This is a genomic window from Bradyrhizobium sp. Rc2d, from assembly GCF_900099855.1.
Classification (GTDB): Bacteria; Pseudomonadota; Alphaproteobacteria; order Rhizobiales; family Xanthobacteraceae; genus Bradyrhizobium.
In genome coordinates, this window is the sequence record NZ_FNCU01000006.1 from 133,190 (window position 1) to 154,025 (window position 20,836).

General features: G+C 63.3%; 18 protein-coding genes and 1 pseudogene. 11 read left to right on the plus strand and 8 right to left on the minus strand.

Going from position 1 to position 20,836, the window contains the following annotated elements; all coding sequences use genetic code 11:
- Window positions 1–518 precede the first annotated feature (518 nt).
- Window positions 519–1,139, plus strand: a complete 621-nt coding sequence (locus tag BLV07_RS11075; RefSeq protein WP_176945477.1) for a TetR/AcrR family transcriptional regulator — start codon at window positions 519–521, stop codon at window positions 1,137–1,139.
- A 15-nt stretch (window positions 1,140–1,154) separates the two neighbouring features.
- On the opposite strand, the gene BLV07_RS11080 is transcribed toward BLV07_RS11075, so the two are convergent.
- The 3 genes from BLV07_RS11080 to BLV07_RS11090 form a co-directional block, all read right to left on the minus strand.
- The gene (locus BLV07_RS11080; RefSeq protein ID WP_091884350.1) at window positions 1,155–2,462 is read right to left on the minus strand and encodes a GGDEF domain-containing protein; all 1,308 of its coding nucleotides are present in this window, start codon (window positions 2,460–2,462) and stop codon (window positions 1,155–1,157) included.
- A 347-nt stretch (window positions 2,463–2,809) separates the two neighbouring features.
- Complete coding sequence (gene pncB / locus BLV07_RS11085; RefSeq protein ID WP_091884355.1) at window positions 2,810–4,114, minus strand: nicotinate phosphoribosyltransferase; 1,305 nt, start codon at window positions 4,112–4,114, stop codon at window positions 2,810–2,812.
- An 80-nt stretch (window positions 4,115–4,194) separates the two neighbouring features.
- Window positions 4,195–5,112: a LysR family transcriptional regulator gene (locus BLV07_RS11090; RefSeq protein ID WP_176945478.1), complete on the minus strand. Its 918-nt coding sequence runs from the start codon at window positions 5,110–5,112 to the stop codon at window positions 4,195–4,197.
- Between the two features lie 105 nt (window positions 5,113–5,217).
- Between BLV07_RS11090 and pcaH the strand changes: the two genes are divergently transcribed.
- Together pcaH and pcaG are read left to right on the plus strand one after the other, a co-directional pair.
- Window positions 5,218–6,006, plus strand: a complete 789-nt coding sequence (pcaH, locus tag BLV07_RS11095; protein ID WP_091884363.1) for a protocatechuate 3,4-dioxygenase subunit beta — start codon at window positions 5,218–5,220, stop codon at window positions 6,004–6,006.
- A 3-nt stretch (window positions 6,007–6,009) separates the two neighbouring features.
- A complete protein-coding gene (gene pcaG / locus BLV07_RS11100) occupies window positions 6,010–6,636 on the plus strand; it encodes a protocatechuate 3,4-dioxygenase subunit alpha (protein ID WP_091884369.1) in 627 nt (208 codons plus the stop codon).
- 21 nt (window positions 6,637–6,657) lie between these two features.
- Here pcaG and BLV07_RS11105 read toward each other — a convergent pair whose 3' ends face one another.
- The gene (locus tag BLV07_RS11105; protein WP_091884376.1) at window positions 6,658–7,263 is read right to left on the minus strand and encodes a LabA-like NYN domain-containing protein; all 606 of its coding nucleotides are present in this window, start codon (window positions 7,261–7,263) and stop codon (window positions 6,658–6,660) included.
- 361 nt (window positions 7,264–7,624) lie between these two features.
- Between BLV07_RS11105 and BLV07_RS11110 the strand changes: the two genes are divergently transcribed.
- Window positions 7,625–8,014 carry an SPW repeat protein gene (locus tag BLV07_RS11110; protein ID WP_091884380.1) on the plus strand — a complete coding sequence of 130 codons (390 nt, stop codon included), beginning with the start codon at window positions 7,625–7,627 and terminating at the stop codon, window positions 8,012–8,014.
- Between the two features lie 33 nt (window positions 8,015–8,047).
- On the opposite strand, the gene BLV07_RS11115 is transcribed toward BLV07_RS11110, so the two are convergent.
- Entirely contained in the window at window positions 8,048–8,953 is a 906-nt protein-coding gene (locus BLV07_RS11115) for a helix-turn-helix domain-containing protein (RefSeq protein WP_091884384.1), read from the minus strand.
- 50 nt (window positions 8,954–9,003) lie between these two features.
- Between BLV07_RS11115 and pobA the strand changes: the two genes are divergently transcribed.
- Entirely contained in the window at window positions 9,004–10,176 is a 1,173-nt protein-coding gene (gene pobA / locus BLV07_RS11120) for a 4-hydroxybenzoate 3-monooxygenase (RefSeq protein WP_091884389.1), read from the plus strand.
- Between the two features lie 56 nt (window positions 10,177–10,232).
- On the opposite strand, the gene BLV07_RS11125 is transcribed toward pobA, so the two are convergent.
- The 3 genes from BLV07_RS11125 to BLV07_RS11135 form a co-directional block, all read right to left on the minus strand.
- Window positions 10,233–12,380, minus strand: coding sequence for an adenylate/guanylate cyclase domain-containing protein (locus tag BLV07_RS11125; protein ID WP_091884395.1), 2,148 nt, complete (start codon window positions 12,378–12,380; stop codon window positions 10,233–10,235).
- A gap of 17 nt (window positions 12,381–12,397) precedes the next feature.
- On the minus strand, window positions 12,398–13,066 hold the full coding sequence (locus tag BLV07_RS11130) for a hypothetical protein (RefSeq protein WP_176945472.1): 669 nt from the start codon (window positions 13,064–13,066) through the stop codon (window positions 12,398–12,400).
- Window positions 13,067–13,195: 129 nt separating this feature from the next.
- On the minus strand, window positions 13,196–14,248 hold the full coding sequence (locus BLV07_RS11135; RefSeq protein ID WP_091884404.1) for an HD domain-containing phosphohydrolase: 1,053 nt from the start codon (window positions 14,246–14,248) through the stop codon (window positions 13,196–13,198).
- A gap of 210 nt (window positions 14,249–14,458) precedes the next feature.
- Here BLV07_RS11135 and BLV07_RS11140 point away from each other — a divergent pair.
- The 6 genes and pseudogenes from BLV07_RS11140 to BLV07_RS11165 all read left to right on the plus strand — a co-directional run.
- Window positions 14,459–14,575, plus strand: a pseudogene (locus BLV07_RS11140) (chemotaxis protein CheW); the annotation flags it as partial.
- A 42-nt stretch (window positions 14,576–14,617) separates the two neighbouring features.
- Window positions 14,618–16,318 (plus strand): methyl-accepting chemotaxis protein, encoded by a 1,701-nt coding sequence (locus tag BLV07_RS11145; protein WP_091884408.1) that lies wholly within the window; start codon window positions 14,618–14,620, stop codon window positions 16,316–16,318.
- A 63-nt stretch (window positions 16,319–16,381) separates the two neighbouring features.
- Entirely contained in the window at window positions 16,382–16,864 is a 483-nt protein-coding gene (locus BLV07_RS11150) for a chemotaxis protein CheW (RefSeq protein ID WP_091884413.1), read from the plus strand.
- Window positions 16,865–16,923: 59 nt separating this feature from the next.
- Window positions 16,924–18,726 carry a methyl-accepting chemotaxis protein gene (locus BLV07_RS11155; protein WP_091884698.1) on the plus strand — a complete coding sequence of 601 codons (1,803 nt, stop codon included), beginning with the start codon at window positions 16,924–16,926 and terminating at the stop codon, window positions 18,724–18,726.
- A gap of 145 nt (window positions 18,727–18,871) precedes the next feature.
- Window positions 18,872–19,726, plus strand: coding sequence for a CheR family methyltransferase (locus BLV07_RS11160; protein ID WP_091884417.1), 855 nt, complete (start codon window positions 18,872–18,874; stop codon window positions 19,724–19,726).
- 17 nt (window positions 19,727–19,743) lie between these two features.
- The gene (locus BLV07_RS11165) at window positions 19,744–20,835 is read left to right on the plus strand and encodes a protein-glutamate methylesterase/protein-glutamine glutaminase (RefSeq protein WP_091884422.1); all 1,092 of its coding nucleotides are present in this window, start codon (window positions 19,744–19,746) and stop codon (window positions 20,833–20,835) included.
- Window position 20,836 lies beyond the last annotated feature (1 nt).

Sequence of the window (20,836 nt, forward strand, 5' to 3'; positions counted from 1 at the left end):
CTTGTTAGGTTCGCAAATATCTGATCGCGGCCAGGTTCGGCCGGAGACGCCTTGTCGGGATATCGGCCCAGCGGTGAGGAAAAGCTGAACCGCATTGTCTAGCGCCGCGGTGTCGGTTGCGAATGTCGGGACATGGTGAGTCCTTTGTTGCAACCGGATATTGCATTCGAACCGATCGGAACGTGCCGGCTGCGCCCGTCTCAGGTGAGATGGGCGAGGTGGCGAAAGGGCGAGAGGCGGCCGAGCAGGCTGAACCGGCGGCCCTCGTGACGCGCACGGGCACGGCTCTTCCGCCACATCCGGAAGGTCGCGCGCCGCTGGGTGAGCACGCCGGCGATGTCGCAGGCATTTGCAATGCGATCGATCGGGGCCATGGCGAACCGCAGCAGGGCCCGGCCAAAGCCGGTCACGAGAGCTGCGGCGTCATCGAGGAAAGTGGCGGCGATATCAACAGCGAGGGTTTGCATTTTGCAGGTCTCCGGGTTAATTTGAACAATGTTCACATGAGTAGCTTGAAAATGAACAATGTTCAAGAAGAATCGCTGCGCGGGCAGAAAAAAAATCGGCGACGGCTTCAGATCGTGGAGATCGCCCGTGGCATCATTTCAGCTAAGGGGCTGATATCATTGAAGGTTCGGGATGTCGCGGAGGCTGCCGGCTGCTCGGTTGGCAGCGTCTATAACGAGTTCGGCGACTTCGATGGGGTGATCCTGACCGTCAACCGGGAGACGGTTCAGGCGCTCACGGCGCGGCTGCGCGGAGTTCCCACCGAGGATCCCGTTCGCCAGCTCTATGGGCTCGCCGCGACCTATCTCGACTTCTTTGCCGAGCACGCCAACCTGTTACGCTCGCTGTTCGAGCATCGGATGGAGGACGATCGTCCCTATCCCGACGACATCCTTCAGATGGTCATGGATGCCTTCGCGCTGATGCATTCACCCCTGGTGCGGCTATTGCCGGATGCAGATGACGTGAAGATCGCGCTGTTGTCGCGCACGCTGTTTTCCGCGGTTCATGGAATCATCTCGCTCGGCCTCGAGGAGCGCATGGTGGCCGTGCCACCGCAGATGCTGCGCCAGCAGATCGAACAATTTGTTGACGCCCATCTCGCCGGCCTCGGCATTTTGCCTCGGCGTTGATGGGGGCGGGCAGCGTCAAGCGCGTGCAGCTTCGCGTGGCCGGGCTGTCACGACGACGACATCCGGTCTCCCGCCGTCGACCTGAACCCGGTTACGTCCCTTTTCCTTGGCGCGATAGCAGGCTGCATCCGCACGCCGCATCGCGTCCTCGAGCGTGGTGTTGCGGTCGGCGATGCAGGCAACGCCGATGCTGGCGGTCACCGCAAAGCAACGGTCGTCCCAGGCGAAATTGAACAGTTCGAACGATCGGCGCAGCCGTTCGGCGATATCGACGGCTTTCGAGGGCGGGCACCGCGGCAGGATCAGGCCGAATTCGTCACCGCCGAGCCGGGCCACCTGATCATGCGCATGCCGGTCCTGTTGCAGGAGGCGCGCCACCTGGCACAGCAGGCGGTCGCCGGCGAGGTGGCCGCAGCTATCGTTGACACTCTTGAACTGGTCGAGGTCGATCAGGATCAGTCCCAGCGGACCCGCCGCGGTATTCTCCAAATCGTTCTGCAGACGCGCCTCGAAGGCGCGGCGGTTGGACAGGCCGGTCAGCCAGTCGTGCGACGCCTGCCAGGCCAGGCGCTCCTTCTCGGCGTGCAAGGCATCCTCGAATGCCTGTCGCTGCAACACCAATCGCCGCGTATGCCAGATCAGGAGCAGGATCAGAGTCGCGGCGGTGACGATGTTGATGCAAGTCAGCGTCAGCTTGATGGCACGGGAGCCTTCACCGAGGACAGTGGAGAACCGCTTGGCGTGCACCGTGAATTGAGTGTTGAGATCCGAGAGGCGCGACGACAGGAATTGCAGGCGGTCGTCGTCTTGAATGGGGCCGTTCTCCAGTTCGGACCGGATCACCTCGCCGAACACGCTGAGCTCCAGCAGCATCGGATCGGTGGCAGCCCATTCGCGGATCGCTTCCTGGAGGAAACTGACGCGATTGAAGTAGCGAAACAGCCAGATCAGTCCCGGAACGTCATCGGGATGGTTGCCGCCTTGCAGGAAGCCGATGCGGGCGACCTCGACGTCGACCGGATCGCGCTCGAGCGCCCGGCGCGCGAACTCGTCGCCAATGGGAACGGCGAGCGCGGCCCGGTATTGCGCGAACTGGCTGACGTCGCCCGAATGCAGGTAGCGATGAAGGAAATAGACGGCGTTCTTCTGCGAGCGCGACCACAACGCTTCCCCTGCAACATAGGCGCGGACCGATGACATCACCTCGAGGCTGAATCCCGCGATCGCCGCCTGGAGCAGGACGACCATCACGAAAGGCGAGACGAGCTTGATGACGTGAAGGAAACTGTGTCCCTTCGTCGACGTCGCTGTTCTGCGAAACACCCTGCGTTCCCCAAACCGATCAACGATCCCAGCGGAGCGTCGGCCTACAACGCGAAGTAGAGCAGAATGTTGCTTAACTCGACCTGAAAACGCGAGCGACTGCGCCGCACGGTGAAGGCGCTGTGAAGTGGATGCGCGCAGATCGCGTCAAATACCGGTCAATCGGAACTGGTGCGGCATCGGCGAACCAATGCTTCGCATTCATCGTGCGCCGTTTACCCGATCGAGAGGAGTCCAGTCCGCTGCTAGAGCATTGATCCGGAAAAGTGTGCAGCGGTTTTGCGAAAAGATCATGCTCAAACAATAACCTAAAGCGCGATGACGATTCATCCTGATCTTATCGCGCTTTAGACCAGCACCGGCTTGCGCACGCGGCCGGCGTCGCCGAACACGCGCAGGTAACGCTCGATCTCCGAGGGCAGGCCGGTCGCTTTCTCCGGATTGTCGGAGAGCTTGACGGCCGGCTGGCCGTCGACCGACGACACCTTGCAGACCAGCGAGATGGGATCGAGATTGAACGAGCCGTCCGGCGCGCAGCCGACGAAGTCGTTGGTGAGATTGGTGCCCCAGCCGAACGAGAGCCGCACACGGCCGGCGAAGTGGTGATAGGTCTCCTCGATCGAGCCGACGTCCATCGCGTCGGAGAAGACGAGCAGCTTGTCCTTGGGATTGCGGCCCTTCTTCTTCCACCAGGCGACGATCTCCTCGCCGGCCTGGATCGGCGGTGCGCTGTCGGGGCGGAAGCCGGTCCAGTCGGCGACCCATTCCGGCGCATCGCGCAGAAAGGCTTTCGTGCCGAAGGCGTCGGGCAGTGCGATCAGGAGATTGCCGCCATAAGTCTGGCGCCACTGGTCGAGGATGCGATACGGCGCCCAGCGCAATTCCTCGTCGTCCCTGGCAAGCGCGGCCGCGACCATCGGCAGCTCATGCGCGTTGGTGCCGATGGCTTCGAGATCGTTGTCCATCGCGAGCAGAACGTTGGAGGTACCGATGAAGGACGAGCCGAGGCCTTCCTTCACCGCCTCCACGCACCAGCGCTGCCAGAGGAAGCCGTGGCGGCGGCGGGTGCCGAAGTCGGACAGCCGCAAATTCTCCAGCTTGCGCAGCCGCTCCACCTTGGTCCACAGCTTGGCCTTGGCGCGGGCGTAGAGCACGTCGAGCTCGAAGCGGCCGCGGTCCTTCATTGCTGCGCGCGAGCGCAGCTCGTTGAGGATCGCAAGTGCCGGAATCTCCCACATGGTGGTGTGGGTCCAGGGGCCGTGGAAATGCAGCTCGTACTGGCCTTCGACCTTGCGCAGCTCGTATTCGGGCAGGCGGAATTCGGCTAGCCAGCGGATGAAGTCCGCCGAGAACATGTGGGTCTTGCCGTAGAAGGTGTTACCGGCAAGCCAGATCAGCTCCTTCTTGGAGAAACGGATGGTGCGGGCATGGTCGAGCTGGGCGCGCAGCTCGCCCTCGTCGATGATCTCGGCGAGGCGCACATGGCGCGAGCGGTTGATGACCGAGAAAGTCACCTGCTGATCCGGGTAATCGTCCCGAATCAACTGTAACATCAACAGCTTGTAGAAATCAGTATCAAGCAGGCTGCGGATGATGGGATCCAGCCGCCAGCTGTGATTGTAGGTTCGGCTCGCAATGTCGGTCACGGTCATGAGGGGATTTTAGCGTGGCTCCCCTTGCGCAACCAGTGGGTTTGGCGGGAATCAGGTTTTCGCAGGCTGCGGCCCGTCGGTCAGGCGGCGGCCGTCGACGCGACAGTCTCGAGTTGATTCCTGATCCAGCGATGGGCCGGATCCTTCTGGTAGCGCTGGTGCCAGACCATGAACATCGGCAGCTCGGCCAGTGTCTGCGTGCGCGAGGCCAGCGGAATTCGCACGTGGGCGAAGCCCAGCATGACGCCAGGCGCCAGCAGGCTCGGCATGCTCGCGAGCATCTGCGAGCCGCGCAGGAACGATGGCACGCCCGAAAAGCTCGGGACGGAGATGGCGATATCGCGGTGGAAGCCATTGGCTGCCAGGCGACGGTCGAAGTCGAGCCGCTCGTTGTCGGTGTAGACGACCGTGATGTGGCGCGCGGCAAGATAGGCGCTGCGGCCGCTTGGCGCGGCACGCGCTTTGGCGTCGTAATAGCAGACGTAATGATCTCTCAGTAGCCGCTTCTGCACGATGTCGACGCCGGCGGGCGGCAACGGCGTGATCAGCAGATCGCAGCGGTTTTCGCGCAGCATCGCAGGCGAGGGCGACTGCGAGGGGATCACGCGCAGGTTCAAGCTCTTCACTTGCGCGGCGACATGATCGAAGAACCGTGGCAGCAGCAGGTCGCGCTGGAAGTCATTGGCGGCGATCGTTAGCGATAGCTGGGCCTGCGCCGGCGCGAAAGCGACGCCGCCGGCGAAGCTGCGCATCTCGTCGATCAGCGCGCGCGCCTTCGCCGCGAGGGCCTGGGCGTGCGCCGTGGCGACGATGCCGCGGCCGGATTTGGCGAACAGCGGATCGCCCGCGATCCGCCGCAGCTTGTTCAGGGCGTGGCTGACGGCGGATTGCGTCAGGCCGAGCCGCGTAGCGGCCGCCGTCACCGAGCCTTCCTCCAGCACGGCCAGGAACAGCTCGAGGGCGTGGCCATCGAGGGCCAAATGATCGATTTCTTTCATGCAATATATTATAATCGATCTATTTATCTGTGGAATAGACCGGCTCATGATCTCCCGATAAGCCGCGCCCCCGGACCCCGGGGCGCCAAGGGAGAGACAACGCCGATGAATGCCCAGGCTCCATTCGCAGCCTTGCAGGATCCCCGCCTCAACCGCCCCGAGCCGTTCACGCCCCGCGACGGCGGCTTCTTCCAGCGCGACCGTTCGATCCATCCGCCGGCGCATGCGCCCGGCTACAAATCCTCGGTGCTGCGTTCGCCGCGCCAGGCGCTGCTGTCGCTGGAGAACTCGGTCTCGGAGATCACGGGGCCGGTGTTCGGCCACAACGATCTCGGCCCGCTCGACAATGATTTGATCCGCAACTACGCCAAGGACGGCGATCCCGTCGGCGAACGCATCATCGTCCACGGCCGTGTGCTGGACGAGACCGGCCACGGCGTGCCGAACACGCTGGTCGAGTTCTGGCAGGCCAATGCCGGAGGCCGCTACCGGCACAAGAAGGACACCTATCTGGCGCCGATCGATCCCAATTTCGGCGGCTGCGGCCGCGCGCTGACCGACGACACCGGCTACTACTACTTCCGCACCGTGAAGCCGGGCCCCTATCCCTGGCGCAACTACGTCAATAGTTGGCGCCCCGCCCACATCCACTTCTCGGTGTTCGGCTCCGGCTTTGCGCAGCGGCTGATCACGCAGATGTATTTCGAGGGTGATCCCTTGATCCCGGTCTGCCCGATCCTGACGACGATCCCGGACAAGGACGCGCTCGACCGCCTCATCGCGCCGCTCGATCTCAACGCCTCCACGCCCTTCGACTCGCTCGCCTACCGCTTCGACATCGTGCTGCGCGGCCAGCGCTCCACCTATTTCGAAAATCGCTCCGAAGGAAACTGAGCAATGCCACAGCCGCTCAACTACCTCAAGGAAACGGCCTCGCAAACCGCCGGTCCCTACGTTCATATCGGTCTGATCCCGGCAATGGCCGGCTTCGACATCTTCGAGAAGAACTTTTCGAATGTCCTGGTGACGCCGAACACCAAGGGCGAACGCATCACGCTGGAAGGCAGGGTCCTCGATGGTACCGGCACGCCGCTGCGCGACGTGCTGCTGGAGATCTGGCAGGCCAATGCCGCCGGCCGCTACAACCATCCAGCCGACCGTTCGGCGGGTGCGCTGGAGCAGGAGTTTCGCGGTTGGGGCCGCGCCGGCTCCGACTTCGACAGCGGCCTCGTCACCTTCGAAACCATCAAGCCCGGTGCCATCATCGACAAGACCGGCCGCAAATGCGCGCCGCATGTCAATGTTTGGATCGTCGCGCGCGGCATCAACATCGGCTTGAACACGCGGCTCTATTTCTCGGATGAAGAGGCCGCCAATGGCGCCGACCCCGTGCTCAACCTGGTCGAGCCGCCGGTGCGCCGCAAGACGCTGGTTGCCACGCGCAGCGAACGCGCCGGCAAGGTCGTGTATTCCTTCACGATCAATTTGCAGGGGCCGGAGGAGACGGTGTTCTTCGACGTGTGACGGGCGGCGGCCGTCCCGGGATCATTCCACCCGGTCGCCCCGATTGATCGATCCGCGCGTGAGGAATTGCGGTGGCTGCCGCAGCTCGCGCGGCCGGTCGGCGGGATCGCGCCCCACTTTTGGCTTCAGCTCCGCCAAATCAATGAATACGTCCGTCTGTCGGCGCAGGTCGTCCGCGATCATGGGCGGCTGAGTGGAGAGCGTGGAGACGACCGTCACGCGGACACCGCGGCGCTGCAGGGCTTCCACCAGCGAACGAAAATCCCCGTCGCCCGAGAACAACACGATCTGATCGACGTGCTCGGCGAGCTCCATCGCTGTTACGGCGAGGTCGACATCCATGCTGCCCTTCACCTTGCGGCGGCCGGTGGTGGCGTCGACGTACTCCTTGGTGAGCTTGGTGACGACGGTGTATCCGTTATAGTCGAGCCAATCGATCAACGGGCGGATTGACGAAAATTCCTGATCCTCGATGACGGTCGTGTAGTAAAAGGCGCGCAACAATGCGCCTCGGCTTTGAAATTCGCCGAGCAACCGCCTGAAATCGATGTCGAAGCCGAGCGCCTTGGAGGTGGCATAGAGATTGGAGCCATCGATAAAGAGTGCGATCTTCTCGAGAGAAGACATTGTGCACAAATCTCCAGTTCCGCAAAAAAGCCGGAAAAACACTGAAGGCGCCGATGGCTTGCTGAAAAAGGCGGCGCAGACGACCAGACAGGGGTGGCCGTCTTGCGCCAAGGTCAGGGAGGTTCCATGCCACCAGCGCCAGGGCGCCGAATGCAGCCACGCTAAAGCGCGCGCATGCCCCACTCAATTGTACTGAGGTAAAGGGCCTATATACGAAGGTAAGTGGCTGCGAAGACGCCGGATTGAGGAGGTCGGCTCAAACCACGGCCTGCGACCAAAGTCTATCATGCAAAGCGCGTTGATCGGGAACCAAAGCGCTGGCGAATGCTTCCTCCAACATATCCTCGTTGAGAGGTGTGTCATGAGCAGGTTGCAAGAGCGCGAAACTGTCCCTGACGTCTACAATCTGTTTCTCGCCGCTGTACTCTTCATATCCCCGTGGCTGTTCAAGCTGACGATCAGCCAAGGCAAGATCGACCTCTGGGTAACGAGCGCGATCATCGGCATCCTGTCGCTGGCTGCCATCATCGCCTATCGGGATTGGGAGGAGTGGCTCAACGTTCTGATGGGCATTTGGCTCATCGTGTCGCCCTGGTTGCTTGGCTTCCCGCACACACGCGCGATGCACCTCAGCATCGGCTTCGGTATCGTCATTGTGCTTCTGGCGCTGCTCGATCTCTTCCTCCATTACGACAAGAGGCATCCCGAGGAAGAGCCGATCCATGGCAGGCAGGAAAGCGCGCGCGAGTAGAATGCGACGCTTGGAAGTTTGGCATCCGGGGCCTCAGCTTTCGCTGCCATGGAGCTGCGCGCGGAAGGCGCGCGGCGACAGCCCAGTGGCAGCGGCATAAACCCGGCTGAAATAGGCGGGATCCTCGAAGCCGAGCGCGTACGCAATCGTCGAGACCGGCAGGTTGGTGTAGACGAGGTTGCGCCTCGCCTCGCGGATCAGCCGGTTGAGGATCAGATGCGAGGCGGTGTCGCCGGTCGCCGCCCGCGTGATCCGGTTGAGATGCGTCGGCGTCACCGACAGCGCATTGGCATAGTCGGCGACGCTCCAGCGCTCCAGATGATGCCGCTCCAGCAGCGCCTCGAAGCGGCGGAACAATCCGCTTTCCGCAGAACCGTTACCGCCGCTCTCGCTCGTCAGCGCCCGCGCCACGAGCCCGATCATGGCCGACGACAATGCGCGCAGCACATGCGCGCGGCCGAAATCGCGGGCGGCGTGTTCGGCGAAGATCTGCTTCATGGTGGCGCGGATCTGCGGCGTGCCGCGCACCACGCCCGATTGCGACAGGGCTCCGCGCAGACCTTCGGCCGCAAGCAGCGCCTCGTCCAGGATCTCCGCGGCGATGGTCAGCACCCATCCTTGGGTATCGGGCTCGAAGCGGAAGCCGTGGACGTGTCCGACCGGAACGTTGACGATCTGCATCGGCCTCAAGGGTACCACGCGGCCGTCCAGCGTTGCCTCGCCGCCACCGCGCTCGATCAGGAGCACCTGGTGCAACCGGGCGTGGCGGTGCACGGCCAGTGTCCAGTCGTGCAGCACCGAGCGGGACGCGATGGTCTCGCAATGCACGACGTCGGGTAGGTCACCGGATTCGCCAAAGAGATTGTAGACCCGGATCGCCGGGGCAGGGGCTGTGCTTCTCATGTTCGAATAGTACAAGATAAAGACGAAACCCTCCATCGGTTTACGGCTCTGAATCTGCAAAATAGCGCCGACGGGAGGACGCAAAAATGAAAGTTCAGGTCTGTATCATCGGCGGCGGGCCGTCCGGGCTGCTGTTGTCCCAGCTGCTGCATCTGAAGGGCATCGAGACCGTCGTGCTGGAGAAATACAGCCGCGACCACGTGCTGGCCCGAATCCGCGCCGGCGTGCTCGAGCACGGTTTTGCAAAACTGATGCGCGAGGCTCAATGCGGCGAGCGGATGGACCGCGAGGGCGAGATCCATCGGGGATTCGAGATCGCCCATGACGGCATGCTGTCCCAGATCGACCTGCACAAGCATTCCGGCGGCAATTCGGTGCTGGTCTACGGCCAGACCGAGCTGACGCGCGACCTCTACGAAGCGCGCGACCGGCTCGGCGGCAAGGTCGTGCACAATGCCGAGGACGTGACGCCACATGACCTGACGTCGGACCGTCCCTACGTGACCTATCGTTCGAACGGCGAGACCGTTCGTATCGATTGCGACTACATCGTCGGCGCCGACGGCTTTCACGGCGTCAGCCGCAAGTCGATCCCGAAAGACATGCTGCGCGAATACGAGAAGGTCTATCCGTTCGGCTGGTTAGGAGTGCTGTCGCGCACGAAACCGGTGTCGCCGGAGCTGATCTATGTGAAACACGAGCGGGGCTTCGCGCTCTGTTCGCTGCGCTCGCAGGTGCTGAGCCGCTACTACGTCCAGGTGCCCTTGACCGACAAGGTGGAAGACTGGAGCGACGATGCGTTCTGGGCCGAGCTGAAGCGCCGCCTGCCGGAAGAGGTCGCCGGCCGCCTGATCACCGGTCCGTCGATCGAGAAGAGCATCGCGCCCTTGCGCAGTTTCGTCGCCGAGCCGATGAGCTATGGCCGCCTGTTCCTCGCCGGCGACGCCGCTCACATCGTGCCGCCGACCGGCGCGCGCGGGCTGAACAGTGCTGCGTCGGACATCTACTATCTCTACCACGCCATGCTCGCGCACTATCAGCACGGCGACGATTCCGGCCTCGAGGGCTATTCCGCCAAGGCGCTGGCGCGAATCTGGAAGGCGCAATGCTTCTCCTGGTGGATGACGATGCTGCTGCACCGCTTCCCCGACCGGCTCGAATACGAGGATCGGCTTCAGCAGACTGAGCTGGACTATCTGCTCTCGTCGGAGACCGCGCAGCGCCTGCTCGCGGAGAATTATGTGGGGCTGCCGTTTTAGACGCCCTCTTCTCACCCTCCCCCTCCAGGGACCCTCCAGGGGAGGGTGAACAACTGCTACTTCCCTTCCAGCGTATTGACCGGAGTCCAATCCGGCGGCGGGGTATTTGCGATAAGAGTTCTGGCGCGCTCCGCGAACATGGATGACGGCGGATCGATCTTCGCTACGCCGTCGAACGCATCAGCCGCCTTGGCGAAATCCTTTGCCCGCCAGCAGGCCAGCCCTTCTGCATACGCCGCGGCCACCTTCGTCTGCTCCGCGCTCTCCGCGCCCCTCTCCGCCAGCGGCTCGAACACCCTGATCGCTTCGCCGCGTCCCATCACCCTGATCGCATCGAGCTCGCGCCAGGCGAAGGTGCCGCCGGTCTGCGCCATCGTGGTTTCGGAGGCCATGATCGCGGTGCCGTAATATTTGTTGGCGCCCTCGAGCCGCGAGGCGACGTTCACGGTGTCGCTCATCACGGTGTAATTGAAGCGGCGGCGCGAGCCGATATTGCCGACCACGGCTTCGCCGCTGTTGAGGCCGATACGGTGCGACAGGCCGTGGCCGGCGAAGGCGGGATTGTCGGCATTGAGCTCCGCCAGCTTCTGGTGGCACTCCAGCGCGGCATGGACGGCATTGCGCGCATGTGCGGGATCGTCGGCCGGAGCGCCGAACATGGCGACGATGGAATCGCCGATATATTTGTCGACATAGCCGCCATGGCCCTCGATGATGTCGGTCATGGCGGACAGATACTCGTTCATCAAGGTCACAAGCTCGCCAGGTGTCATCCTCTCCGCGATCGAGGAGAAGCCGCTGAGGTCGGAGAAGAACATGGTGACATTGCGCATCTCGCCGCCGAGCGCCGGCATCTTGCCGGACGCAACCATGGTGTTGATCACTTCAGGGGCGAGATAGAGGGCAAAGCTCTTGCGCAGGAAGCGCTCGTCGCGATCGGCCAGCACGAAACGGTAGCCGATCATCATCGCGAGCGCCGCAAGGCTTGCGAGCGCAGGCTCGGTCAGCGGCAGTGCCAATGCGTGAACGAACGCACCGACGGCCACGGCGGCGTAAACGGCGGTGAGGCCGAGCCATGCAATCAGCGCGCCGCTCGGCGCAAGCATGCCGGCGGCGCAAGCGATGACGAGGGCGAACGCGATCGTGAGAATGCTTCGCGCGGGAAAGCCGAGTTCGGTCACGGCATCGCGTTCGATCAGGTTGCGAACGACGGTGGCGTGCACGAACACGCCGGCGACATCGCTGCGCGGGCGTTGCGCGCCACGCTCCGGCGCGGGCAGGGCGCATCGCGCGGCCGGCGTACCGTCATATCCGCCAGACAGGCGCATCGAGGTGAGCTTACGGTCCTCGAAATTCAGGACCGTGCCAAGCAGCACGACCTTGCCGTCGAAGGCGCGGCGAAAGAAATCGCGATCGCCCTTCTCGACGCAGGCGCGCAGGTCGGCGAAGGAGAAGGTCGGAACGTCGCGACCCAGCCCGCGAAAGTTGAGCGTCATTGTATTCGGCATCGCGCTCGGGATCGCATAGCCGGACAATTCGGTCGCGCCGGACGACGCAATTTCAGGCTTTGCGCCAAGCGCACGCGCAGCGAGCTCGACCGCCATCGCGGGGACCGACCTGCCTTCGATGGCAAAGCTCAACGGCATTCGGCGGATCACGTCGTCGGGATCGGTGTAGACATTGAGCGCGCGGATGGTGTTGCGCACTGCCACTTGCTGTGCGCGATAGGGCACTTCCGGATGATCGATGCTCAGGATTTCGCCGAGCACCAGTTTGCCGTTGTCGGAGATTTGCCGCAGGGCGATCAGGTAATCCCGGTCAAATCCCTTCATGCGGCTGCCGACCGACATGTCGCCGAAAGGAATCTCCGACTGCTCGATCGAGCTCGGAAAGATCACGTCGAAGCCGATGACCTTGGCGCCGCCCTCGGTGATGCTGCCGAGCACCCGGCCGATTTCGCGCGTCCAGGTCTGGGTCGGCGATCCCTTGAAGGGTGGTGTGTCGTAGGTCTCTCCATCGATCGCCACCACGACGACTGGCGACGTCGCAGGTTCGCGGCGCTCGCCGACCAGCTTGCCGCGCATCGCCGTGAGGATGTCGAGCGAGAGACCTTGCAGCATGAGCGGCGGGGACGTGACGATCGCGCCCGCGAGGAGCGCAATCAGGATCGCCGCAACGATGTCCCGCCTGCCGATCCGCCGCATCGTGTTGTCGACGCCGTCTATTCGAGCCGCAGCAAGCGGCCGATCACCGGGGTGGGCGACGCGGTGGCGCTGGCGTCGACCTGGAAGGCGTAACGCTTGGCGCCGAGAATGGCGAGATAGCTGCCGCCCGGGGTCAGTGACTTTCCGGCCTTGGCAAAGTCATAGAACTTGCCGCGGATCATGACGTCGTTCTTGAGCGGCACGCTGATCGTGGGCTCCTTGCCGTCGGTGCGCTCGATCACCAGCGTGCTGCCGCTCTTGGCCTGGACCAGCGGCGCGACGCCATAGATCGTCGGCAGCTTGGACGGAGCGCCCTTGGCATCGGATCGCATGGTCCGGAACGTGGTCGCGGCGCTCTGGTTCGCCTCGCGTTCGGAGAGCTGCGCCGCCTTGGTATCACAGGGCACCTTGGCGCGCTGCACGTCGCCGAGCTGCACGGTGCTCTGCTCGTTGCCGACCAGGACGACGCCTTCACTGATCGTTTCGCGCAAGCAGGATTTGAGATAGCTGAGCGTAATGCTGGTCTTGGGCCCGAGCTTGATGATTTTGCCCGGCGCCACATAGTCCATGAACTCGACGCCGTCGATCTTGCCTTGCACATCTTCGACGATTGCGGCCGGGGTCTCCGCCAAGGCGGGGCCCGCAACACAGAACGCGCCGACAAGGGCGCCGATCAGGCTTCTCATGCGTATTCTCATTCAGTTCGACCGATGCTTTGCCGGTCCCCGTCCCGGTCCGATGCTTAGCAGCGGCGCGCCCAGGCAAGTGTGACCAGAATCACTCTTTGATATTGGTGCACCTTATCAGGAACAGGTTCAAATCGGCGATCGGGTATCAAGCCGACCGGCAGCGATCTCGACCACCTCGTCCCAGCGCGACAGGAAGGCCTCGACGCAGGCCGGATCGAACTGCCGACCTTTGTTCTCGACCAGGTAATTGCGCGCCACCTCGAGCGGCATCGGCTCCTTATAGGGCCGACGGGTCGTCAGGGCGTCGAAGACATCGGCGACCGCGACCACGCGCGCGGCGACCGGAATCGCGTCGGCCCTGAGGCCGTTCGGATAGCCCGCGCCGTCCCAGCGCTCGTGATGGCCTGCGGCAATTTGTGCTCCGAGCCGGATCAGCTCGCAGCTGGAGTCCGCCACGATCCGCTCGCCGATCGTTGCATGCGTCCTGATCACCGCCATCTCCTCCTCGGTGAGCTTGCCGGGCTTGAGCAGGATATTGTCGGGAATGGCGACTTTGCCGACGTCGTGCAGGGGCGCGGCCAGATAAATGTCGCGGCAGAGCCGGGCCGGCAGGTCGAGCTGTTCGGCGATGATGCGGCTATAGCGGGCGACTCTCAGGGTGTGCTCGCCGGTGTCGTTGTCGCGGTATTCGACCGCGAGCGCGAGCCGCAGGATGATCTCCTCCTCGCGTTCGCCGAGCTTTCGTGTTGCTGCCGCGACGTCGCTGGCCAGATGCGCGGCACGATCGCTGAGCTTGCGCACGGCTGCACCAAGCTGAATCAAATTCCGCAGGCGCACCGTCATCTCGACACTCTGCGGCTGCTTGGGCAGGAAATCGGTCGCACCGGCCTTTAGCGCTTCCATCTTGACGTCGTCGGTCTGTCGCGAGGTGATCATCGCGATCGGGATGTCGGCGCAGCCGGGCAGGCTGCGGAAAACGCGGATGAAGCTGATGCCGTCCATATGCGGCATCTCGTAGTCGACCAGTGCGAGATCGAAGACGCGTTCTTGCGCGCAGGCCAGCGCTTCGACGGGATCGAGGAAGGTGGTGGCCTCGACCAGACCTTCAGCCTCGATATGACGTTTCAGGAAGTTGAGGACGGAGCGGCTGTCATCAACCAGAAGCGCTTGGGTCAGCACCGGCGGCCGGAGCTCTCTTCGCTGGCGGAGGCACGAACCCAAGGCATAACCCGATCAACTTTAACGCGAGGCAAATGCACCGGTTGAGCCAAATTGTCGCGATATGCGCATGTCGCATGAGATTTTTGAACGCTATGCACGATTGCATGCACTGCGCGAACCGTGACGGAATGTGACCCGTAGTTGTACGGACCGCCGCGTTAGGGGTTTGACGTGCAGCAGACGCCGCGCGTCGGAATGCACTGGAAGCCGGAGTACATCCGTTTCATCACCAAGTGGCGTGAAGAGTTCGTCATCGTTCCGAACATGGAACGCATTCTGAATTGATCGGGTCTCCAGTCGAGGCTCTAATCGTAGGGGCTCTATTTTATGAGATTTACAGTCAAAGCAAAACTCGCCTGCGCATTCGGCGTCGTCATTGTGCTTTCCATGATCGCTGGTGGCGTCGCCTACGTGAAGCTCAGCGAACTGATCGGAGCGAGCGACGCGCTGGTCTCTGCGGCCGGGCGCATCCAGAAAGCGGCGGATTTGCAAAAGGAGATCTTGCTGCAGATTCGTGCCGAAAAGAATGCGATCCTGGCATCATCCGACGCGGAGACCGACCGCATCGTAGGCGAGATCGGCAATCTTCGGAGCACATTTACAAGGAAGAGAGACGAGCTCTATGCCATCGCTACGGAGAACGGCAGAAAGCTGATTGATAAGCTTTCTGCAGCTCAGGTCAAGATGATGGCCGCCCAGGATGAGGGCCTCAAGTTAGCCAAGATTGATCGGGCGAAAGCGGCCGCGCATTCTTCCACGGAGGTGCGTAAGGCTGGAGGCGAGGCACTTGCGGCTGGCGACGAGTACATTGCGTATGTGAATAAGCTGGTGGCTGATCGATCCGAACAGGCTCACGAAGACGGAGCTCGCGCCCAGACGATCCTGCTCAGCATCATCATTATATCGCTCATAGTCGCCGCTGGCGCGGCAACGTGGATTGCGCTTGGAATTAGCCGCGCCCTTGGCCGGGCGGTAGGCCTCGCCGCCGCGGTTTCCAATGGCGACCTCACCCAGACCATCAACATGTCCAGCAATGACGAGATTGGTGATCTGGTAAAATCTCTGAACGCGATGGTTGAAAGGCTCCGGCAGATCGTGTCGGAAGCTCTGACCGCAGCGAATAATGTCTCGGCCGGCAGCCAGGAGCTCTCGGCGAGCGCCGAGCAGCTCTCGCAGGGTGCGACCGAGCAGGCATCGTCCGCCGAAGAAGCCTCCTCCTCGATGGAGGAGATGGCCTCCAACGTGAAGCAGAACGCCGACAACGCCAGCCAGACCGAGAAGATCGCGGCTCAGTCGGCCAAGGATGCCGAAGCCAGCGGCGCCGCCGTCGGTCGCGCCGTCGAGGCGATGCAGACCATCGCGGAGAAGATCACGATCGTGCAGGAGATCGCGCGGCAGACCGACCTTCTCGCCCTCAACGCCGCAGTTGAGGCCGCCCGCGCCGGCGAGCACGGCAAGGGCTTTGCGGTGGTCGCCTCCGAGGTGCGCAAGCTCGCCGAGCGCAGCCAGGCCGCCGCTGCAGAGATCGGCACGCTCTCGAGCGAGACCGTGAAAGTCGCTCAGGAGGCGGGAAGCATGCTCTCCAATCTCGTCCCTGACATCAAGAAGACGGCGGAGCTGGTGCAGGAAATCACGGCCGCCTGCCGCGAACAGGACGTCGGCTCCTCCCAAATCAACCAGGCGATCCAGCAGCTCGACAAGGTCGGCCAGCAGAACGCCAGCGCGTCCGAGCAGGTGTCCTCGACCTCGGAAGAGCTGGCTTCGCAGGCCGAGCAGCTGCAGTCGACGATCTCGTTCTTCCGGATCGAGAACGACAAGCGCAAGGAGAACGCGGCGGCTGCGCCGATCGACCACGCCGTCACCCAGCTCCGTGCCAAGGCCGCGCAGATGACGGCCGCCGATCGCGGCAAGAAGAAGCCTGCGCCTGCGCGCCAGCCGGCACGTGCGTTGAAAGTCGCCAGCGGCGGCGGCTTCGCTTTCGATATGCATGACGGCGAGGACGATCGCGACGCCGAGTTTCAACGCTGACCAAGCGGTCCGGCCGCGCGCCGGACCACATCTATCGCAACCCATCGACCCCTGGACAGCATCATGGCCGCAACCTCGCAATATCTGACGCTCGGGCTCGCCGGGGAGACGTTCGGCATCAGCATCCGCAACGTCCGCGAAATTCTCGACATGCGGCCGATCTCGCGGCTGCCGCATGCGCCGGATTTCCTGCTCGGCATGATCGACGTCCGCGGCAGCGGCTATCCGATCGTGGATCTCCGGACCAAGCTCGGCCTGCCGAGTGTGGCGGCGACCGAGGCGACCCGCATCATCATCCTCGACGTGCCGATGAAGGATCGCCTGGTTGGCGTCGGCTTCGTTGCCGACTGCGTCTTCGAGGTCACCGATATCGACGAGCAGGCGATCGAGCCAGTGCCCGAGGTGGGCGGCAAATGGCAGTCCGATTATGCGGCCGGCATCGGGCGCAAGGGCGAGAAGTTTGTCATCATCTTCGATCTCGCCAGGCTGATGGCGCATGACGAGATCCCGGAGGGGCGCGATGCCGATGCATCTCGCGCCGCATGAATTGCGAAGCGTAAAGCGTTGCCGAGTAGAAATCCCAATTTGAACCAATGAGATCGATCATGAGATTCACCGTCAAAGCTAAGCTTGCCAGCGCCTTCGGCGTCGTCATCCTTCTGTTCATTGTGGCAGGCGCTGTGAGCTACATGAAGTTGGCCGACATGGCCGCGACCGCGGACTCCATGGTGCTTCGCGCCAAGCGGATGGAAAAAGCGGCCGAAGTCGAAAAGATCATCTGGCAGCAACTCAGGGCGGAAAAGAACGCAATTCTGGGAACGCCTAGCGAAGCCGATGAATTCGCGATGAACGCGGCCAAGCTCCGTGAGGAGGCAACGAAGATCAAGGACGAGGTCTATGCGCTGGCCAGCGAAGGCGGCAAGAAGCTGCTCGACAACTTTGCGAGTGTCTACGCCAGGATGAACGTCTACCAGGAAGAGACGATCAGGCTGGCAAAGACGGACAAGACCAAGGCAACGGAGCGCTCGATGGGTGACGGGCGCAAGGTGGTCGCGGACGCGTCGGAGGCGATGGGAGCCTATGTCACGAACACGAAGAGGCAGATGGCCGAACAGGCTGTGCAGTCCAATGAAGAGAGCCGTCGCGCCCAGTTGATTCTCATCGTCCTCGTCGTCGTCTCGCTCATCGTTGCCGCGGTCAGCGCAGTCTGGATTTCGATCAATATCAGCCGGTCTCTCGCCAAGGCCGTCGGGCTGGCGGACGCCGTGGCGATCGGTGATCTCAGCCAGAAGATCGATGCTTCTAGCAACGACGAGATCGGCGATCTCGTCAAATCCCTGAACGCGATGACGGTCAACCTCAACCAGACCGCGGCCGTCGCCAATGAGATCTCGCAAGGCAATCTGATGGTCGAAGCCAAGCCGCTGTCGGACAAGGACACGCTCGGTCTCGCGCTCCAACGCATGGTGGAGAAGCTTCGGCAGATCGTATCGGAGGCGCTCACGGCGGCGCAGAACGTCTCGGCCGGCAGCCAGGAGCTGTCGGCCAGCGCCGAGCAGCTCTCGCAGGGCGCGACCGAGCAGGCCTCGTCCGCGGAGGAAGCCTCCTCCTCGATGGAGGAAATGGCCTCCAACGTGAAGCAGAACGCCGACAACGCCAACCAGACCGAGAAGATCGCGGCGCAGTCCGCCAAGGACGCGGAGGCCAGCGGTGCCGCCGTCGGCCGCGCCGTCGAGGCGATGCAGACCATCGCCGAGAAGATCACGATCGTGCAGGAGATCGCGCGCCAGACCGACCTGCTCGCGCTCAACGCGGCGGTCGAGGCCGCCCGCGCCGGCGAGCACGGCAAGGGCTTTGCGGTGGTGGCGTCCGAAGTGCGCAAGCTCGCCGAGCGGAGCCAGGCCGCCGCCGCCGAGATCGGCACGCTCTCGGCCGACACCGTCAAGGTGGCGCAGGAGGCCGGCGCCATGCTTTCCAAGCTCGTTCCGGACATCAAGAGAACAGCCGAGCTCGTCGAGGAGATCACCGCGGCCTGCCGCGAGCAGGACGTCGGCTCGGCGCAGATCAACCAGGCGATCCAGCAGCTCGACAAGGTTGGCCAGCAGAACGCCAGCGCCTCCGAGCAGGTGTCCTCGACCTCTGAGGAACTCGCCTCGCAGGCCGAACAGCTGCAGTCGACGATCGCCTATTTCCGCATCGAGCACGGCGGAAAGAGCCCGGCGGCTGCGCCGATCGACCGGGCGGTCAATCAGTTGCGGGCCAAGGCGGCGACGATGGCGGCCGCCGAGCGTCCGGCCAAGAAGCCGCAAGGCAAGCCGGTGCGCGCCCTGAAGGCTGCCAATGGCGGCGGCTTCGCCTTCGACATGAACGACGGCGGGGACGACCGGGACGCCGATTTCCAACGCTAGGCCCGCGAGGGCTCCTGCGGGCCGGCCCGCTCGATGACGGTGGACCGGTCCGCTTTCAGCGGTGACGTGAACGCGTAGGATTCAAGATGGCCAGGACGGCCCGACATTCAGTGCAGGCGGCCATCCCGGACCGGGGCAGGCGGCCATGATGCTCGCCCTGCAGGACACGGCCGTGCATCTGTCGGACCGCCACTTCCGGACCATCGCGCAATTGATCGAGGGCCAGGTCGGCATCAAGCTGCCGCCGGGCAAGCGGCTGATGCTGGAAGGGCGGCTGCACAAGCGCGTGCGCGCGCTGAACTATTCGGATCTGAACGAGTACGTCGAAAACCTGTTCGAGGCCGATCATTTCGACACCGAGCTCACTCATCTCATCGATGTGGTGACGACCAACAAGACCGACTTCTTCCGGGAGCCGCAGCACTTCACCTTCTTGCGGGATGTCGCGATCCCCGCCCTGCTCAAATCGCATGGACGCAAGAATGCGAACCTGAAGATCTGGAGCTCGGCGAGCTCCACCGGCATGGAAGCCTATACGACCGCGATGGTGCTGGACGACATGACGCGGAACGGTTCGCGGTTTCAATACCGCATCCTCGGGACCGACATCTCGACTGCGGTGCTGCGCCTTGCCAAGACCGCCATCTACACGCGCGATGTGCTTGCGCCTGTGCCGGAAAACTTCGTGAACCGATATTTCCTGTCGTCGCGGGACAGGTCGCGCGGCGAGGTGCGGGTGGTGCCAGAATTGCGGCGCATGACGCATTTCATGCGGATGAATCTCATGGACGCGTCCTATCCCGTCGACCGCGACGTCGATATCATCTTCTGCCGCAACGTCCTGATCTATTTCGAGCGCGAGACCCAGCGCAAGGTGATCGAGCAGCTGTGCAGCCATTTGCGGCCCGGTGGTTATCTGCTGGTCGGGCACTCGGAATCGATGATCCACAGCGCCGTGCCGGGTCTGAAGCAGGTCCAGCCCACCATCTTCCAGGTTTGATCGGAGCGCCGCCAAGAATGCCGAAGGAAAAAGTTCGCGTGCTGATCGTGGACGATTCGGCGTCGGTGCGCCAAATCCTGCAGACGATCCTCAACGACGATCCCGACATCGAGGTGATGGCAACGGCTTCGGATCCGTTCGCGGCGGCGCGCCGTCTCCAGAACGAAATTCCCGACGTCATCATCCTCGACATCGAGATGCCGCGCATGGACGGCATGACGTTCCTGCGCAAGATCATGGCGCAACGTCCAATTCCGGTGATCATCTGCTCCTCGCTGACCGAGGAGGGCTCGAACGTGATGTTCGAGGCGTTCGAGGCGGGTGCGGTCGACATCGTGCCGAAGCCGAAGATCGACACGCGGCAGGCGCTGCTCGAATGCTCCACGCGGCTGCGCGAGGCCGTGAAGTCGGCCGCCCGCGCCCGGGTGCGCCCGCGCGCGGAGCGTCGGGAGATCGAGAAGAAGCTGACGGCTGATGCGATCATCCCGCCGCCGGTGCAAGGCAAAGTCCGGCCGACCACGGAGCGCATCGTGTGTATCGGCTCCTCGACGGGTGGCACCGAAGCGCTCAACGACGTCCTCGAGATGCTGCCGCCGCACTGTCCTCCGCTTCTGATCGTCCAGCACATGCCGCCGGGTTTCACCGCGGCCTTTGCCAAACGTCTCGACGGCGTCTGCCAGATCCGGGTCAAGGAGGCCGAGGATGGCGAGCCGGTGCTGCCGGGTTGCGCCTATATCGCGCCGGGTGCCCGTCACATGCTGCTCCAGCGCATCGGCCTGCGCTACCAGATCGCGATCAAGGACGGCCCGCCGGTGTCGCGGCATCGTCCGTCCGTCGACGTGCTGTTCCGCTCGGCGGCCCAGCATGCCGGCGCCAACGCGCTCGCGGTGATCATGACCGGCATGGGCGACGACGGCGCGCGCGGAATGCTGGAGATGCGCAAGCTCGGCGCCTCGACGCGGGCGCAGGACGAAGAGAGCTGCGTGGTATTCGGCATGCCCAAGGAAGCCATCGCCCATGGCGGCGTCGAGAAGGTCGTATCGCTGCACCATATCCCGCGCGAGATCATGCACTGGTACCAGGCCGGCCACGCCGCGGCGGCAGGTTGAT

Excerpts from the sequence above, each read along its gene's own strand:
- BLV07_RS11125 (WP_091884395.1), bottom strand. The coding sequence starts at position 12,380 with ATGCGGCGGATCGGCAGGCGGGACATCGTTGCGGCGATCCTGATTGCG.
- BLV07_RS11130 (WP_176945472.1), bottom strand. The coding sequence starts at position 13,066 with ATGAGAAGCCTGATCGGCGCCCTTGTCGGCGCGTTCTGTGTTGCGGGC.
- BLV07_RS11165 (WP_091884422.1), top strand. The coding sequence starts at position 19,744 with ATGCCGAAGGAAAAAGTTCGCGTGCTGATCGTGGACGATTCGGCGTCG.
- pobA (WP_091884389.1), top strand. The coding sequence starts at position 9,004 with ATGAAAGTTCAGGTCTGTATCATCGGCGGCGGGCCGTCCGGGCTGCTG.
- BLV07_RS11075 (WP_176945477.1), top strand. The coding sequence starts at position 519 with ATGAACAATGTTCAAGAAGAATCGCTGCGCGGGCAGAAAAAAAATCGG.
- pncB (WP_091884355.1), bottom strand. The coding sequence starts at position 4,114 with ATGACCGTGACCGACATTGCGAGCCGAACCTACAATCACAGCTGGCGG.
- BLV07_RS11105 (WP_091884376.1), bottom strand. The coding sequence starts at position 7,263 with ATGTCTTCTCTCGAGAAGATCGCACTCTTTATCGATGGCTCCAATCTC.
- BLV07_RS11145 (WP_091884408.1), top strand. The coding sequence starts at position 14,618 with ATGAGATTTACAGTCAAAGCAAAACTCGCCTGCGCATTCGGCGTCGTC.
- pcaG (WP_091884369.1), top strand. The coding sequence starts at position 6,010 with ATGCCACAGCCGCTCAACTACCTCAAGGAAACGGCCTCGCAAACCGCC.
- BLV07_RS11150 (WP_091884413.1), top strand. The coding sequence starts at position 16,382 with ATGGCCGCAACCTCGCAATATCTGACGCTCGGGCTCGCCGGGGAGACG.
- BLV07_RS11160 (WP_091884417.1), top strand. The coding sequence starts at position 18,872 with ATGATGCTCGCCCTGCAGGACACGGCCGTGCATCTGTCGGACCGCCAC.
- BLV07_RS11115 (WP_091884384.1), bottom strand. The coding sequence starts at position 8,953 with ATGGAGGGTTTCGTCTTTATCTTGTACTATTCGAACATGAGAAGCACA.
- BLV07_RS11155 (WP_091884698.1), top strand. The coding sequence starts at position 16,924 with ATGAGATTCACCGTCAAAGCTAAGCTTGCCAGCGCCTTCGGCGTCGTC.
- BLV07_RS11090 (WP_176945478.1), bottom strand. The coding sequence starts at position 5,112 with ATGAAAGAAATCGATCATTTGGCCCTCGATGGCCACGCCCTCGAGCTG.
- BLV07_RS11110 (WP_091884380.1), top strand. The coding sequence starts at position 7,625 with ATGAGCAGGTTGCAAGAGCGCGAAACTGTCCCTGACGTCTACAATCTG.
- pcaH (WP_091884363.1), top strand. The coding sequence starts at position 5,218 with ATGAATGCCCAGGCTCCATTCGCAGCCTTGCAGGATCCCCGCCTCAAC.